Raw genomic sequence first — 14,717 nt, 5'->3', positions numbered from 1 at the left:
TCACCCCAACGGATCGCGCGCCGCTTTCGGCGCGCTGCCTTGTTAGGTGCCGCGCGGTTTGGCGCGCAGGGTTGGGTCCGCCACCGTGGGGTCTTCGGGCCAGGGGTGACGCGGATACCGCCCGCGCATGTCCTTTCGCACATCGGCATAGGAGCTTGCCCAGAAGCCGGGGATGTCCATCGTGACCTGCACCGGGCGCTGCGCGGGTGATAGCAGGGTGACTTGCAACGGCTGGCCGCCCACCGTCGGGTGCCGCGTGACGCCGAACATCTCTTGCAAACGCAGCGCGATGCCGGGGGTCTCTCCGCTGTAGTCGATGGCCACGCGCCGCCCGAGCGGGGTTTCAAAATGGGCAGGGGCCGAGCGGTCCAACTCTTGTTGCTGCTCCCAACTCAGCCGGGCTTTGAGCGCCGGGGTGATGTCGAACCCTTTCCAATCGGCGCTGCTGCGCACGCCCGTGAGATGCGGCAGCAGCCAGTCTTCCAGCGTCTCCATCAGATGCGCTTCGCTGAAATCGGGGAAGGGCGCGGGCATCAGCCGGGCGCGGGCCAGAAACAGCGCCGCCGTCTTGCCGGGGTTCAGCCCCAATTGCCGCACCCCGTCCAGCATCGCGACCGCCACTGCATCGGCGGGCGCATCGGGCCATGTGCGGTCCTCTAGAATCAGCGCGCCAAAGACCTCTTGCTTGCGGGTCAGCACACGCCCCTCGCGGCGCGACCATAGGCAGACATCCTGCCAGCGGATTTGATCGGCGAAGGTAGCGCGCAACTCGGCGTCCGAGATCAGCGCCGCCTGCCGGATACGCGCCTCGCGCGGGTCGCCGTCAAGGTCGGTGGCCACCAAGAGCCGCGCGCCCGCCATCGGGTCGGCCTCTGGCAGCACGGCGCCCTTGCCGCCCGAGAGTACATAGCGTGGTGCCTCGCCCTTGCGGCGCAGCCCGACGCGGTCGGGGTAGGCGAGGGCCGCCAGCACGCCCAAGGAGTCCGGCCCGTCGCCCTTCGCGCCGCGTGCCAGACGTTTCGCCTCGGCCTTGATGCGCGCCAGCGTCGGGGCATGGGGCGGCGTGGCGGTGCGTTTTCCGGCCAGCGCGTCCATCCGCAGCGCAAGGTCGACGGGTGCGCCGCGCATCGGGTCTCGCTCGGCGAGAAGGGCTGCGAGCATCGGTGCGCGAGGGCCGCCGCGGGCCACCATATGCGCCAATCGTGGGTGCAGGGGGAGTTTCGCCAAGGCGCGGCCATGTTCGGTGATGCGCCCGCTGCCGTCGAGCGCGCCCAGCATCTGGAGCACCGATTGCGCCTCGGCCAGACGGCCCGCGTGGGGCGGCGTGACGAAGCTCAGATCGCTCGCCTGCGCGCCCCAGAGCGCCAGTTCCAGCGCAAAACCGGTGAGGTCGCCCGCCTCGATCTCCGCCGGGGGGAAGGCCGCCAGCGCGCCTTCCTCGCCGCGGGTCCAGAGCTTGTAGGCCACCCCGGTATCGAGCCGCCCGGCACGGCCCGCGCGCTGCGTCGCCTCGGCGCGGGTCACCCGCTCGGTCACGAGCCGGGACATGCCCGAGGCCGGATCGAAGAGCGCGCGCCGCGCGCGGCCCGCGTCGACGACGATGCGGATGCCTTCGATGGTCAGGGAGGTCTCGGCGATGGAGGTCGCGAGCACCACCTTGCGGCCCGAGGGCGCGGGCGCGATGGCGGCCTGCTGCGCCTTGAAATCAAGCGCGCCGAAAAGCGGAGCGAGGGTGCAATCTGCGGGCAGGGCAGGGCGCAAAAGCGCCTCGACCCGGCGAATCTCCCCCTCGCCGGGCAGGAAGACCAGCGCGGAGCCGGGCGATTCCGACAGCGCCTTCAGCGTGAGGTCAGCCACGGCGTTCTCTAGCCGTTGTTTGCCCATGGGCTTGTCGAGCCAGCGCGGTTCAACCTCGAAACTGCGCCCCTCGGAGGTCACGATCGGCGCCGCCATCAGCGCGGCCACCGGGGCGGCGTCGAGCGTGGCGGACATGGCCACCAGCATCAGGTCGTCACGGAGCGCGCCCGCGACCTCAAGACAAAGGGCGAGGCCAAGATCGGCGTTCAGCGAGCGTTCGTGAAATTCGTCGAAGATTACTGCGCCGACGCCCGGCAGGTCGGGGTTGTCCTGCAACATGCGGGTCAGGATGCCCTCGGTGACGACTTCGATGCGCGTGGCCTTGGACACCGCCGAGGCGCCGCGCACGCGAAAACCGACGGTCTGCCCGGTCTCCTCGCCGAGGCTTTCTGCCATGCGCGCGGCGGCGGCGCGGGCGGCAAGGCGGCGCGGCTCCAGCATCAGGATGCGGCCTTGGGTCAGCCCGGCCTCCAGCATCGCCAGCGGCACCCGCGTCGTCTTGCCCGCGCCGGGGGGCGCTTGCAGCACGACGCGGCCCGTGTCGCGCAGGGCGGCGATTACATCCGGCAGGACGGCGTCGATGGGCAGGGCGAAATCAGCGTTGGACATGGCGCGGTTATCGGGCATCGCGCGCGCCGCGCCAAGGGTGGGGATGGACAATTCCACCCGCCCCCCGCAAAAGTTGCCCCATGGATATCGAGACATTGGCCGAAGGCATCATAGCAGGAGAGCGCCGCGCATTGGCGCGGACGATCACCTTGGTGGAATCGGGCCGCGCCGATCACCGCGCGGCGGCGGCAGAGCTGTTGGCGAAGCTGCCCACCGACCGGCAGGCGCTGCGCATCGGGCTGTCGGGCACGCCCGGTGTGGGCAAATCCACCTTCATCGAAAGCTTCGGCATGATGCTGACGGGGCAGGGCAAACGGGTGGCGGTGCTTGCGGTGGACCCCAGTTCGGCGCGCACCGGCGGCTCGATCCTTGGTGACAAGACGCGGATGGACCGGCTGAGCCGTGATCCCAATGCCTTCATCCGGCCCTCGCCCAGCCAAACGCATCTCGGCGGCGTCGCGCGCCGCTCGCGCGAGGCGGTGCGACTCTGCGAAGCGGCGGGCTTCGACGTGGTGCTGATCGAGACCGTGGGCGTCGGCCAGTCGGAAACCGTGGTGGCCGAGATGTCGGATGTCTTCGTGCTGCTTCTGGCACCGGCGGGCGGGGACGAGTTGCAGGGCGTGAAACGCGGCATCATGGAGATTGCCGACCTCATCGTCATCAACAAGGCCGACGGCGATCTGAAATCCACCGCCGCGCGTACCCGCGCTGACTATGCCGGTGCCCTGCGCCTGTTGCGCAAGCGCCCGCAGGACCCCGAGGGTTTTCCGCGTGCCACCGCCGTTTCAGCGCTGGAGGAAAACGGGCTGGAGGAGACTTGGGCCGCTTTGCAGGAACTGACCGACTGGCGCCGGGAAAACGGGTTCTGGGACCGCACCCGCGCCGCACAGGCGCGTTATTGGTTCGAACAGGACGTGAAGCAGCGGCTTCTGGCGCAGCTTGAGACCCCGCAGGCCATGGACGATCTGACGCGGCTCAGCGATGCCGTGGCCGATGGCGCGCGTGATCCGGCGGAAGCGGCGGCGGAATTCGTCCGCCGCCTCAGGGCAGACTAAGACGCGTTTGCGGGTTCCGAGACGGGGAAGAGCACGTCGTAGATCCAGTTAAAGACGAAGGCGTAGATCAGGTAAAACACCGCCAAGGACACGTCGATCAAGAAGGCTTCGCGCAGAGAAATCTCTAGATACCACGCGATGAAGGGCAAGAGCACGAAGAGCAGCCCGATCTCGAAACTCACGGCATGAAGCACGCGGATCGGCACCGTCTTTTTCACCGTGCCGCGCAACCGGCGCAGGGCGTGGTCGAAGCCGAGGTTGTAGGCATAGTTCCACCCCGTCGCGATGCTGGCGCTGACCACAGCGACGACGCCGATATGGCCGATGGGCTTGTCAAAGAGCCAAGCACTGGCGGGGGTGACGATCAGCAGGGCGATGATCTCAAAACTAAGGGCGTGGCGGATGCGGTCTGCGGTGCTGCGCATGGGGTGGTCCCGGTATTGGTCGGGCCGTCCCGAGTGGCTGCCCAAATGGGGGAGGTCGTCCTCGCTTGGGGCCAATATGGCGATTGACGCGCGGGGTGCAAGGGGTTCAGCGGCCCGCCTTGGGGTGGGCGTTGTTATAGACCTCCATCAGCCGCGCGGTATCGACGGCGGTATAGGCCTGCGTGGTCGAGAGGGAGGCATGGCCCAGAAGCTCCTGAATGGCGCGCAGATCGCCGCCCGCGTCGAGCAGATGGGTGGCAAAGCTGTGGCGCATGGCGTGGGGCGTGGCGCTGGCGGGCAGGCCCAGTTGCATCCGCGCATCGGCCATCACCTGCGCCACGGCGCGCGCGCCCAAACCACCGCCACGTATGGCGCGGAACAGCGGGGCCTGCGCCTCACGCGGGTGCGGGCAGAGGGCGAGGTAGTCTTCGACCGCGGCGCGGGCGGCGGGCAAAACCGGCACGACACGTTCCTTCCCGCCTTTGCCAAGGATGCGCAGGCTGGCGGGGAGGGGCGCATCGCCGCCTTTCAGCGCCAGCGCCTCGGAAATCCGCAGCCCGCAGCCCCAGAGCAGGGTCAGCACCGCCACGTCACGCGCCGCCACCCATGGGGCGCGGGCTTGGGTCTCGACACAGTCGATCAGCGCGCGGGCGGCGTCTTCGGCCAGCGGGCGGGGCAGTTTTTTGGTGAACTTCGGCGACCGGGCGAGCAGAACGGCAGTGGGCTCGAACCCCTCCCGCTCGGCCAGCCAGCGGTAAAAGGCTTTCACCGCCGAGAGTTTGCGCGCGACCGACCGTGACCCCGCCCCGCCGCTGCGGGTGCTGGCCATCCATGCGCGCATATCGCTGATGGTGATTTTCGCCAACGCCCCCAGACCTTGGGTGTCGCCCTTATGCAGCGTCATGAAGGTGAGGAATTCGGTCACATCGCCCCGGTAGGCGATGATCGTATTTTCGGCCGCATCCTTCAGCGCGCTTTGGTGTTCCAACCACGTCTGAAGCGCGTCCCGCGCGGCGGGGCTGATCAGCAGCGGATTTGCCTTCTCGCTCAAGACAGCCAGCGGCGCATGGAACGCTCCAGCACGCCGGTAAAGAAGGTGAGCAGATCGGTGCCCTGTTGCGGGCCGAACATATGCGGGTCTTCGGCGCCCATGACCAACAGGCCGGGCAGCCGTCCGGGGCCGAAATCAAGCTTGAGACAGGCTTCGGACCGGATCCACCCCGCCTTGCTGCCATAAAGCGCTTCGGATCCGTCTTGCAGTGCGCGCAGGGTCACCTGCCGCACCATGCCGCCGCGCCCTTGGCTCAGGTAGTCGTCGATGAACCCCGGTTCGGCCACGCTGAGCACATCGCCCAAGCGCTGCACCGCCGGGTCATTGTCGTTCTGAGTAGATTCCAACACCAGCCGCACCGCATCGACGCGCAGGATATCGGCCACTTCGCCGCCGAGATCGCGCAGGAAAGTCTCGAACTCCACTGGGTCGAGCATGCGCAGGATGGCGCGGTGGATCTGGTTGGTCCCGGCAAGGTTCTCATAGGCCGCTGCGATGACGCTGCGATGGGTGTCTTCCAGCCGGTCGAGCCGGGTTTCAAGCCGCTCCATCGCGATGCCGCGCAGGTCGACGATATTGCCGCCCATGGCCTTTTCATTGGCCGCAATCAGCGCCTGCATCACGTCGCTGTCGTCAAGAATGACGTCAGGCGCTGAGATGATCGCCTCCCGCAGGGCGTCGTCGATTTTGGGGCTGCTGCTCATGGGCGTCTCTTTTTGATTTGCGGTGTCATAGCATGCTGGGGCGTCAAGATCTGCCCCCAATTGGTCACGGGTCCTGCCGCCTGCGGTCTTTGTTGCCGCATTGCGTCAAGCCGGGATGTAGAACGAAGCCCGGCGGAACAAAAGCTGCGCAGACGTGTTGGCCTCGGTCGACGCGCGGATTTCAGCCGTAGGGCCGCGCGTACCTGATCGAAGCCTGCCGCATATCCCCGGATGCGGTGGGAGAGGTCTTTGCCGGGAGAGGAAATCTTACATGGAACATGTCTCTGTCGATCTTTGGGCCGCCAACCTTCAGGTCGCGCCGGACTCGCTGCAAAGCTGGCTCGCCAGTGTCGAGACGCGCCTGCAACAGGCCGCCGCGCGTGAGGCGCAGCTTTTGGTAATGCCCGAGTTTTGCTGCGCCCAGTGGCTGAGTTTCGCCCCCGCCGACCTGCCTGCGGAAGAGCAGCTTGGCTGGCTCGCGCAGACCGCCACGCTGGCGCTCGACCCGATGCGGCGCATGGTTGAGCAAACCGGCGTGGCCCTGCTGCCCGGCACCTTTCCCGTGGCCTTCCCTTCGGTCGATGCGCCCGAAGGTTACCTTAATCAAGCGTGGTTTCTGACCCCCGATGGCGGGCTGCAAGTGCAGAACAAGCTGAGCCTGACCCCGCTTGAGGCGAATGGCGCCAGCGGCGTGACCATCGCAGGCACGGGGATCAACCTGTTCGAGTGGAACGGTTTGCGCTGTGTCATCGCGATCTGTCTCGATGCGGAATATACCGCGCTTTGGTCGAAGCTGGGGGAATTGAACCTCGATCTGGTGATCATTCCGGCCAAGACCGACATGATCACCGGCTATAACCGTGTGTTCAGCTGTGCGCGGGCGCGGGCGATCGAATTGCAAACCGCCGTCTGCTGTGTCGGCGCCGTCGGCGCGCCGCTGACCCCATGGCAAGAGGATACCGGCGTGGGCGGGGCGAGCGTTTACCTGCCGTGCGACGTTTCGGTGGCTTTGGACGGAATGCATGCGGCCCTGCCGCCCCAGACGGCGGCGCAGGGCATGGATTTGGTTTTGCAAGCACCCGCAATTCCCGTGGGACAGTGCCGCCGCATCCGCGCAGGCGCGGCCGAGGCCGAGGTGCGTCCGGGCCTGTGGTCGGGCGATCACCTGACGGTCGAAGGGAGTGCGGCCTAAGGCAAAGAAAAACCCCCTCCGCCACGGGCGGAAGGGGTTTGATGTTCGCGCGTTAAGGCCGGATCAGAGGATGTTCTGACCGGTCTTTTTCCAATCGGCCATGAACTGCTCCAGCCCCTTGTCGGTCAGCGGATGCGCGGCCAGTTTCTTGATCACCTCGGGCGGCGCGGTCATCACATCGGCACCGATGCGCGCGGCGTCCAGAATGTGGTTCACGCTGCGGATGGAGGCGGCGAGGATCTGCGTCTCGAAACCGTAGTTGTCATAGATGGTGCGGATGTCTTGGATCAGGTCCATGCCATCGAGGTTGATGTCATCCAAACGGCCAATGAAGGGCGAGATGAAGGTCGCGCCCGCCTTGGCCGCGATCAGCGCTTGGTTCGCCGAGAAGCAGAGTGTCACGTTGATCATGTGACCTTCGCCCGACAGAACCTTACAGGCTTTCAGCCCGTCCCATGTCAGCGGCAGTTTGATGGTGATGTTGTCGGCGATCTCGGCCAGTTTGCGGCCTTCGGCGATCATCGCGTCGGCTTCCAGCGCCACGACTTCGGCGGAAACGGGGCCATCGACGAGGTCACAAATCTCTTTGGTGACTTCAAGGATGTTGCGGCCCGATTTCAGGATCAGGGAGGGGTTGGTGGTCACGCCGTCGACCATGCCAAGGTCGTTGAGTTCGGCGATGGCGTCGATCTCGGCTGTATCTACGAAGAATTTCATGGGCTTTCCTTCCGGGTTGGAATGTGATCGCTATCGGGTCAATTCGTTGCCTTGGCTTTACCGCATGATCTGCGATGCTTAAAGCCTCAATTCCCCCAAGTGACACGGAGCATGCAGCAGGTATGGCTGAATTCTACCACCATGGTGAGTTGTTGTCGGTGATGACCACCCAGCCTTTGGGCCGCGCGCTGGATTATCGCGCGCCCGAGGGCGGTTGCCGTGCAGGGGCCTTTGTCGAGGTGCCGCTGGGGCCGCGCAAGGTGATGGGTGTGGTCTGGGGGCCGGGTGCCGGGGATTACGACATCAACAAGGTGCGCCACGTGATCCGGGTGCTCGACGCGCCGCCGATGCGCGAGGAGATGCGCGAGTTTCTGCTACGGTCCGCAGCCTATACGCTGACCCCGCTGCCCGCCATGCTGCGGTTGGCAACCCGTGCGCCGGGGCTGGGCGATCCGCCCTCGATGCGCAAAATCTACCGGGCCGGTGAGGGCGTGCCGTCGCGCATGACCGATGCGCGCCAGCGGGTCATGGCGGTGCTGGAGGAATATGGCGATCTGGCTTTCACGCTGAAGGAGCTTTCTGAGATGGCCGGGGTGACGTCCTCGGTCGTGAAAGGGCTGGTCGACCAAGGCGCCGTGCGCGAGGAGGAAAGCCCCCGCGACCTGCCGTTCCGCCCGCTCGATCCCTCGCTGCCGGGCAAGGCGCTGACCGAGGATCAGGCCAAGGCAGCGGCGGTGCTGCGCGAGGGGATCAAGTCCGAGACCTACGGCACGACGCTTTTGCGCGGGGTCACCGGCTCGGGCAAGACGGAGGTCTATCTCGAAGCCGTGGCGGCGGCGGTGCAGGCGGGGCGGCAGGCGCTGGTGCTGCTGCCCGAGATCGCGCTGACCGAGCAGTTTTTGGAGCGTGTCGAAGAGCGTTTCGGCGCCAAGCCCGCCGAATGGCACTCGGGCGTGACCATGACCGAGCGGCGCCGCATCTGGCGCATGGTGGGGCAGGGCAACGCGCAGCTGGTGATCGGCGCGCGCTCGGCGCTGTTCCTGCCGTTTCAGAATCTCGGGCTGATCGTCGTGGATGAGGAACATGACACCTCCTACAAGCAGGAGGACGGCGTGCTCTACAATGCGCGGGACATGGCGGTGCTGCGGGCCTCAATCTGCGGCGCGCAGGTGGTGCTCGCAAGCGCCACGCCGAGCCTCGAGACATGGGCCAATGCCGAGGCCGGGAAGTACCGGCGGCTGGAGTTGACCTCGCGTTTCGGCCCGGCGGTAATGCCGCAGATGGGCGCGATCGACATGCGGCAGGCGGGGCTGCCGGGGGACAAGTGGATTTCCGCGCAGATGAAGGCCGAGGTCGATGCGCGCTTGGCGCGGGGCGAGCAGGCGATGCTCTTCATCAACCGCCGCGGCTATGCGCCGGTCACGCTTTGCCGTGCCTGCGGCGAGCAGATCGGCTGCGATCAATGCGATGCGCGGATGGTCGAACACCGGTTTCTGAAACGCCTCGTCTGCCACCAATGCGGCGAGAGTAAACCGATGCCCGAGGCCTGCCCCTCATGCGGGGTCGAAGGCAAGCTCGCGCCCGTGGGTCCGGGGGTGGAGCGTCTGGGCGAAGAAGCGGCGGCACTCTGGCCCGAGGCGCGGATCGCGACGCTGAGTTCGGACATGTACGGCTCTGCCCGCGCGCTCAAGGCCGAGATCGCAGGCATCGCCGAGGGGGTGGCGGATATCATCATCGGCACGCAGCTGGTGGCCAAGGGGCATAACTTTCCCAAGCTGACGCTGGTGGGGGTGATCGACGCCGATCTCGGGCTCACGGGGTCGGACCTGCGCGCGGCGGAGCGGACGTTTCAACTGATGCGGCAGGTGGCGGGGCGTGCGGGCCGGGCCGAGGCGCCGGGCGCGGCGCTGTTGCAGACCTATCAGCCTGAGCATCCGGTGATCCGGGCGATCTTGGCGGGTGAGGAGGAAGCCTTCTGGGCCGCCGAGGCCGGGGAACGGCGGCAAGCCGGGGTGCCGCCCTATGGGCGCATGGCGGGGATCATCCTGAGCGGCAGCGATGCGGCGGCGGTCTTCGATCTAGGCAACCATCTGGCGCGGCATGACGGGCCTTTGCGTGCGGTAGGGGCGCAGGTTTTCGGCCCCGCCCCCGCGCCAATCGCCCGGGTGCGCGGGCGGCATCGTGTGCGGTTGTTGGTGAAGGCGGACAAGGGCGTGGCGCTGCAGGAGGCGCTGGGCCGCTGGGTCGGTGGGCTGCGGCTTAAGGGGGATTTGCGTCTGGCGGTGGATATCGACCCGCAGAGTTTTTATTGAGGCTGGCTGGCAGGGCATCTGCATTGAACAAAACAGCCCGGAATCAAGGCCGAAGGCCGCCGGGCAGCGCCAGACCGTCCCATGGTCTGGCGCTTTTTCTATCGGAGTGGCAGCTTGCGCATGTGTCATATGAGTAGCCGCCATAAAGTGCCCAACTGAAAGATCATCTGCGCCAGCCCCCGGTCTGGCGCTGCCCGGCTCTGCGCGTTTTCTCTCGCCATCCCCGGGCCTTAGGCGTAATGAAATCCCATGACCCGTTTCATCACCCTCGAAGAGGCCAAGCGCCTGCCGTTCTGGCGCCGTCCCGTGGCCCTGCTGTTTCTCATGGCGCTGGCCATGCCTATTGCGTTCAACACATGGTCGGCGCTGCTCAATAACTTCGTCATCGAGGTCGCCGATTTCGACGGGTCCGACATCGGGCTGCTGCATACGGTGCGCGAGATCCCGGGCTTCTTCGCCATCGGTGTCATCGCCATTCTGCTTTTCATGCGCGAACAGGTGCTGGGGCTGGTCTCGCTCGCGCTTCTGGGCGCGGCCACGGCGGTCACGGCCTATTTCCCCTCCATGGGCGGTATCCTGACGATCACCATGCTCAGCTCCATCGGCTTTCACTACTACGAGACGGTGAACCAGTCGCTGCAACTACAATGGCTGAAGATTGAGGACGCCCCGCGCATGATCGGCTGGCTCATGGCCGCGGGCTCACTGGCCACGTTGGTGGCCTATCTGGCGATCATGGCGCTGTGGGAGACGCTGAGCCTGAGCTACAGCATCGTCTATATGATCGGCGGCGGTGTCACCGTCGCCATCGCACTCACCGCCATGCTGGCCTATCCGCAGTTCGAGGCACCCACGGTGCAGAACAAGAAGATGGTGCTGCGCCGCCGCTACTGGCTTTATTACGCGCTGCAATTCATGTCCGGCGCGCGGCGGCAGATTTTCGTGGTCTTCGCGGGCTTCATGATGGTCGAACGCTTCGGCTTTGAGGTGCATGAGATCACCATGCTGTACCTCATCAACCTTGTCGCCAATATGCTCTTTGCCCCGCTGATGGGCCGCGCGGTGGGCCATTTCGGCGAACGCCGGACCTTGGCAGTGGAATACATCGGGCTGATCTTGGTCTTTCTGGCCTATGGCGGGGTCTATTACCTCGGCTGGGGCGTGGTGATCGCGGCGGCGCTCTATGTCATCGACCATATGTTCTTTGCCCTCGCACTGGCGTTGAAGACCTACTTCCAGAAGATCGCGGACCCTGCGGATATTGCGCCCACGGCGGCGGTGGCCTTCACCATCAACCATATCGCCGCGGTCTTCCTGCCGGTGCTTCTGGGGCTCTTGTGGCTGGCCTCTCCGGCGGCGGTGTTCTTCCTCGCGGCTGGCATGGCAGCAGTGTCGCTGATGCTGTCGCTGCTGATCCCGCGCCACCCCGCTCCGGGGCATGAGACGATCTTTCAACCTGTCGTGCCGCAGGCCGCCGAATAAGGCGCAAAACCCAGCATGGCTTGACCCGGCGCGCGCGCGGCCCTAGGCGAAACGCAACCGCACCGCAGCAAAGGACCGCGCCATGCCCACTTTCACCGCCCTGACCACCCTCGAAGGCCGCGACCCCGCCTATGCCCTGGGCGAGGCGATGGAGCGGCTGACCCCAGAGCCCACCGGCGTGGGTGTTTTCGAGGTCGAGGACGGCTCGGGCCTGTGGGAAGTCGGCGGCTACTTCGAAGAAGCGCCCGATACCGCAGCACTTGCCGTGCTGGCCAAGGCCATGGGCGCCAAGGAATTCACCGTCTCCGAACTGCCCGAGACCGACTGGGTCGCCCATGTGCGGCGCGAATTGGCGCCGGTGGAGGCGGGCCGCTTCTTCGTCTACGGCAGCCATGACGCGGACAAGGTGCCCGAAGACTGCGAGCCGTTGCTGATCGAGGCCGCCATGGCCTTCGGCACCGGGCATCACGGCACCACCTTGGGCTGTCTCAAGGCGCTCGACCGGCTGGCGAACGAGGGGTTCCACGGCCGCAACGTCGCCGACATCGGCTGCGGCACCGCGGTGCTGGCGATGGCCGCCGCGCGCATCTGGCCGGAAACCGTGCTGGCCAGTGACATCGACGAGGTCGCGGTCGAAGTGGCGCAGGCCAATGTCGATGCCAACGGGCTGACGGGCCGCGTGACCTGCGTGGAGGCCGCGGGTTTCGACCACCCCGCGTTGGCCGAAGCCGCCCCCTTCGATCTGGTCTTCGCTAATATCCTCAAAGGCCCGCTGGTGGCGCTGGCCCCCGACATGGCGGCGGCGCTGCAACCCGGCGGCTATGCGATTCTCTCCGGCCTGCTGAACGAACAGGCGGAAGAGGTGATCGAGGTTTATGCACGATCCGGCATCAATCTGACCCACCGCGAGAGCATTGGTGACTGGACGACACTAACGCTTCAAACGAAAGTATAATTCACGCCTCATTTTCGTTGCATTCGACCCTTTTGCCGCTTTGTTGCCACATTTGGACTTTATTCAAATTGGCAGCAAACGGTGGGGGCCGGATTGCTACGGAGGCTGTGATGGCTGAAGGACACGCTCAATTCGCGAAACGGATCGAACTTCTGGTGCGCAAGCATCGGAAGCTGGAACGAGGATATGTCACCCGCGTCGGACGCGATGGGTTGATCTCTGTCTTGCCGAAACGCGCCCGCCGGGGCTTCCCGATGACAGGGCTTTTCCTGATAGTGCTGGTGTTTTCCGGCTTTAAAGCCTTCACCCTCGCCGCGATTGGCCCGGTGACCTATAACGAACGCCTCTCGCGCCTCGCCAATGGGTCGAACCTTGAGCAGATCGGCGCCAAGATGATGGCCATCGACCCGGTGACCCAGACATTGGCCGAGCTGACCGGCCCGATCATGCGGTAACGGGGCATCGCCCCTTGCGTAAAGAAAAAGCCGTAGCGGAGGCTCTCCGCTACGGCTTTTCTAATTGGGCTGGTGCTTATCCCTTAGGGTCAACGCACGAAGTGGTTTTGCGCCACAAGGTCGATGTCGCCCCGGATCAAGCCGATGTCTTGCAGTTCAAGATCGGTCAGGTCCGACAGCGCCTTGCGGGTGGCGCGGCTGTCTTGCCAAGCTTCGACCGCGGCGAAGAAGGTGCCGAAAAAGCCAAGGATGCGTGTGACGGCCGAGGGGGAGCCGTAAGCGGTGCGGGTAGTGTCGAAAGCTGCCATGGGGCCGTCCTTTGTTTGATCTCAGGTTGCGTCGGCAGGGGGGCGGGATGGCGTTCCTTACCGAACGGAATTTTCGGCAAGTATGCCCGAAATTCGCCCCGCGCAATCCCTCAAAAACGACAGTGAGCCTTGCGTTTTTTGCATGGGTCGAGAACAGGGTTAACCCACTATCATTAAGGGAAAAATTCACCGCGCGGCATGTCGGTTTTGAGCCATGGAGAGGCGCAATTCGACGCTGCGGTTCAAAAGCGACAGAGCGCCTGTCGTAAAGCGCCCGCGGCGCATGAGGGCTTTGCGATGTTCGCCTTTCGTGCTAGTGCACCAAAAAAGCAACAATTTTATCGAGGGCAGAGATGATACGGGTGATCGGTATAGATCCGGGGCTGCGCAATCTGGGTTGGGGCGTGATCGATGTCTCGGGCAGCCGAATCGCCCATGTGGCCAATGGCATCTGTCACTCCGAAGGCGACGACCTTGGCGCTCGGCTCTTGTCCTTGCATGGGCAGCTTACGCGCGTGCTGACGGCATGGCGGCCCCAAGCGGCAGCGGTTGAGCAGACCTTCGTGAACAAGGATGGCGCCGGGACGTTGAAACTGGGGCAGGCGCGGGGCATCGCCATGCTGGTGCCCGCGCAGTTTGGTTTGACGGTGGGCGAATATGCCCCCAACAAGGTCAAGAAAACCGTGGTCGGCGTCGGCCATGCGGATAAGGGGCAGGTGGCGCATATGGTTAAGATGCAGATGCCGGGGATCGAGATTGCCGGGCCGGATGCCGCCGACGCGCTGGCCATCGCGATCTGCCACGCGCATCACGGCGGGGCGAGCACCTTGGCCCAAGCGGTGGCGAGGGCAAGCGCATGATCGGCAAGCTTTCGGGCCGCATCGACTACCGCGCCGCCGATCACGTGCTGATCGACGTGCGCGGGGTGGGTTACCTCGTCTATGTCTCCGACCGAACCATGGCAGTACTCCCGGGCGTGGGCGAGGCGGTGGCGCTTTATACCGACCTCGTGGTGCGCGAGGACCTGATGCAGCTCTTTGGCTTCCAGACGCTGGTGGAGAAGGAATGGCACCGGCTACTGACCTCGGTGCAGGGGGTGGGGGCCAAGGCCTCGCTCGCGATCCTCGGCACGCTGGGGCCGGATGGCGTGAGCCGCGCCATCGCGCTTGGTGACTGGAACGCGGTGAAGGCCGCGAAGGGCATCGGCCCGAAAATCGCGCAGCGCGTGGTGCTGGATCTCAAGGACAAGGCGCCCGGCGTCATGGCGATGACCGGCACCGTGGCCGACGCCATGGGTGAGACTGCGGCCGCCGCCGACGAGGCGGTGATCGAAGCCGCCGCCCCGCGCCCCGCGCCGAAACCTGCCGCCGCCAACGCCTCCGCCCAGTCCGAGGCGCTCTCGGCGCTCGGCAACCTCGGTTATGCGCCGGGCGATGCGGCGGGCGCCGTGGCGCAGGCGGCAGGCGAGACGCCCGAGGCCGATACCAAGGCGCTCATTCGCGCGGCGCTGAAGCTGCTGGCGCCGAAGGGGTGAGCACGAATGCGCGCGGCGGCTGGTGCGTGAACCTTCCGCTGGAAGAACCACGCACCCTACG

General features: G+C 65.7%; 14 protein-coding genes. 8 read left to right on the top strand and 6 right to left on the bottom strand.

Annotated features, from left to right (window positions below; genetic code table 11):
- Positions 1 to 42 precede the first annotated feature (42 nt).
- Positions 43 to 2,484 carry an ATP-dependent helicase HrpB gene (hrpB, locus tag ACGYK4_RS02205; protein ID WP_394455109.1) on the bottom strand — a complete coding sequence of 814 codons (2,442 nt, stop codon included), beginning with the start codon at positions 2,482 to 2,484 and terminating at the stop codon, positions 43 to 45.
- 62 nt (positions 2,485 to 2,546) lie between these two features.
- Between hrpB and meaB the strand changes: the two genes are divergently transcribed.
- Positions 2,547 to 3,521 (top strand): methylmalonyl Co-A mutase-associated GTPase MeaB, encoded by a 975-nt coding sequence (meaB, locus tag ACGYK4_RS02200; RefSeq protein ID WP_394454907.1) that lies wholly within the window; start codon positions 2,547 to 2,549, stop codon positions 3,519 to 3,521.
- On the opposite strand, the gene ACGYK4_RS02195 is transcribed toward meaB, so the two are convergent.
- The 3 genes from ACGYK4_RS02195 to ACGYK4_RS02185 all read right to left on the bottom strand — a co-directional run bounded on the left by ACGYK4_RS02195 (position 3,518) and on the right by ACGYK4_RS02185 (position 5,701).
- Positions 3,518 to 3,946, bottom strand: a complete 429-nt coding sequence (locus tag ACGYK4_RS02195) for a PACE efflux transporter (RefSeq protein ID WP_394454905.1) — start codon at positions 3,944 to 3,946, stop codon at positions 3,518 to 3,520. The genes meaB and ACGYK4_RS02195 overlap by 4 nt on opposite strands.
- Before the next feature lie 106 nt (positions 3,947 to 4,052).
- Entirely contained in the window at positions 4,053 to 4,997 is a 945-nt protein-coding gene (locus ACGYK4_RS02190; RefSeq protein WP_394446969.1) for a tyrosine recombinase XerC, read from the bottom strand.
- Entirely contained in the window at positions 4,994 to 5,701 is a 708-nt protein-coding gene (locus tag ACGYK4_RS02185) for a DUF484 family protein (protein ID WP_067263525.1), read from the bottom strand. Before ACGYK4_RS02185 ends, ACGYK4_RS02190 begins: the two co-directional genes overlap by 4 nt.
- 271 nt (positions 5,702 to 5,972) lie before the next feature.
- Between ACGYK4_RS02185 and ACGYK4_RS02180 the strand changes: the two genes are divergently transcribed.
- Positions 5,973 to 6,893 (top strand): nitrilase-related carbon-nitrogen hydrolase, encoded by a 921-nt coding sequence (locus tag ACGYK4_RS02180; RefSeq protein ID WP_394431441.1) that lies wholly within the window; start codon positions 5,973 to 5,975, stop codon positions 6,891 to 6,893.
- A 63-nt stretch (positions 6,894 to 6,956) separates the two neighbouring features.
- Here ACGYK4_RS02180 and fsa read toward each other — a convergent pair whose 3' ends face one another.
- Positions 6,957 to 7,610 carry a fructose-6-phosphate aldolase gene (gene fsa / locus ACGYK4_RS02175; protein WP_067263530.1) on the bottom strand — a complete coding sequence of 218 codons (654 nt, stop codon included), beginning with the start codon at positions 7,608 to 7,610 and terminating at the stop codon, positions 6,957 to 6,959.
- A 122-nt stretch (positions 7,611 to 7,732) separates the two neighbouring features.
- On the opposite strand from fsa, the gene ACGYK4_RS02170 reads away from it, so the two are divergent.
- From ACGYK4_RS02170 to ACGYK4_RS02155, 4 genes are all read left to right on the top strand, one after another.
- A complete protein-coding gene (locus ACGYK4_RS02170) occupies positions 7,733 to 9,922 on the top strand; it encodes a primosomal protein N' (RefSeq protein WP_394454903.1) in 2,190 nt (729 codons plus the stop codon).
- A 249-nt stretch (positions 9,923 to 10,171) separates the two neighbouring features.
- On the top strand, positions 10,172 to 11,404 hold the full coding sequence (locus tag ACGYK4_RS02165; RefSeq protein ID WP_394454902.1) for an MFS transporter: 1,233 nt from the start codon (positions 10,172 to 10,174) through the stop codon (positions 11,402 to 11,404).
- 82 nt (positions 11,405 to 11,486) lie between these two features.
- Positions 11,487 to 12,359, top strand: coding sequence for a 50S ribosomal protein L11 methyltransferase (locus tag ACGYK4_RS02160; protein ID WP_271688066.1), 873 nt, complete (start codon positions 11,487 to 11,489; stop codon positions 12,357 to 12,359).
- 110 nt (positions 12,360 to 12,469) lie between these two features.
- Entirely contained in the window at positions 12,470 to 12,814 is a 345-nt protein-coding gene (locus ACGYK4_RS02155) for a hypothetical protein (RefSeq protein ID WP_394454901.1), read from the top strand.
- A gap of 89 nt (positions 12,815 to 12,903) precedes the next feature.
- On the opposite strand, the gene ACGYK4_RS02150 is transcribed toward ACGYK4_RS02155, so the two are convergent.
- The gene (locus ACGYK4_RS02150) at positions 12,904 to 13,122 is read right to left on the bottom strand and encodes a DUF1127 domain-containing protein (protein WP_394431449.1); all 219 of its coding nucleotides are present in this window, start codon (positions 13,120 to 13,122) and stop codon (positions 12,904 to 12,906) included.
- Between the two features lie 353 nt (positions 13,123 to 13,475).
- On the opposite strand from ACGYK4_RS02150, the gene ruvC reads away from it, so the two are divergent.
- Together ruvC and ruvA are read left to right on the top strand one after the other, a co-directional pair.
- Positions 13,476 to 13,982 (top strand): crossover junction endodeoxyribonuclease RuvC, encoded by a 507-nt coding sequence (gene ruvC, locus ACGYK4_RS02145; RefSeq protein ID WP_067263543.1) that lies wholly within the window; start codon positions 13,476 to 13,478, stop codon positions 13,980 to 13,982.
- Complete coding sequence (ruvA, locus tag ACGYK4_RS02140; protein WP_394431453.1) at positions 13,979 to 14,656, top strand: Holliday junction branch migration protein RuvA; 678 nt, start codon at positions 13,979 to 13,981, stop codon at positions 14,654 to 14,656. The genes ruvC and ruvA overlap by 4 nt, the downstream gene beginning before the upstream one ends.
- Positions 14,657 to 14,717 lie beyond the last annotated feature (61 nt).

The sequence above is a fragment of the Sulfitobacter sp. 1A13368 genome (genome assembly GCF_043557275.1).
GTDB lineage: Bacteria > Pseudomonadota > Alphaproteobacteria > Rhodobacterales > Rhodobacteraceae > Sulfitobacter > Sulfitobacter faviae.
This window is presented reverse-complemented; position numbering and strand designations above follow the sequence as displayed.

Coding starts and splice junctions, on each gene's coding strand:
- hrpB (WP_394455109.1), bottom strand. CDS start 2,484: ATGCCCGATAACCGCGCCATGTCCAACGCTGATTTCGCCCTGCCCATC.
- meaB (WP_394454907.1), top strand. CDS start 2,547: ATGGATATCGAGACATTGGCCGAAGGCATCATAGCAGGAGAGCGCCGC.
- ACGYK4_RS02195 (WP_394454905.1), bottom strand. CDS start 3,946: ATGCGCAGCACCGCAGACCGCATCCGCCACGCCCTTAGTTTTGAGATC.
- ACGYK4_RS02185 (WP_067263525.1), bottom strand. CDS start 5,701: ATGAGCAGCAGCCCCAAAATCGACGACGCCCTGCGGGAGGCGATCATC.
- ACGYK4_RS02180 (WP_394431441.1), top strand. CDS start 5,973: ATGGAACATGTCTCTGTCGATCTTTGGGCCGCCAACCTTCAGGTCGCG.
- fsa (WP_067263530.1), bottom strand. CDS start 7,610: ATGAAATTCTTCGTAGATACAGCCGAGATCGACGCCATCGCCGAACTC.
- ACGYK4_RS02170 (WP_394454903.1), top strand. CDS start 7,733: ATGGCTGAATTCTACCACCATGGTGAGTTGTTGTCGGTGATGACCACC.
- ACGYK4_RS02165 (WP_394454902.1), top strand. CDS start 10,172: ATGACCCGTTTCATCACCCTCGAAGAGGCCAAGCGCCTGCCGTTCTGG.
- ACGYK4_RS02160 (WP_271688066.1), top strand. CDS start 11,487: ATGCCCACTTTCACCGCCCTGACCACCCTCGAAGGCCGCGACCCCGCC.
- ACGYK4_RS02155 (WP_394454901.1), top strand. CDS start 12,470: ATGGCTGAAGGACACGCTCAATTCGCGAAACGGATCGAACTTCTGGTG.
- ACGYK4_RS02150 (WP_394431449.1), bottom strand. CDS start 13,122: ATGGCAGCTTTCGACACTACCCGCACCGCTTACGGCTCCCCCTCGGCC.
- ruvC (WP_067263543.1), top strand. CDS start 13,476: ATGATACGGGTGATCGGTATAGATCCGGGGCTGCGCAATCTGGGTTGG.
- ruvA (WP_394431453.1), top strand. CDS start 13,979: ATGATCGGCAAGCTTTCGGGCCGCATCGACTACCGCGCCGCCGATCAC.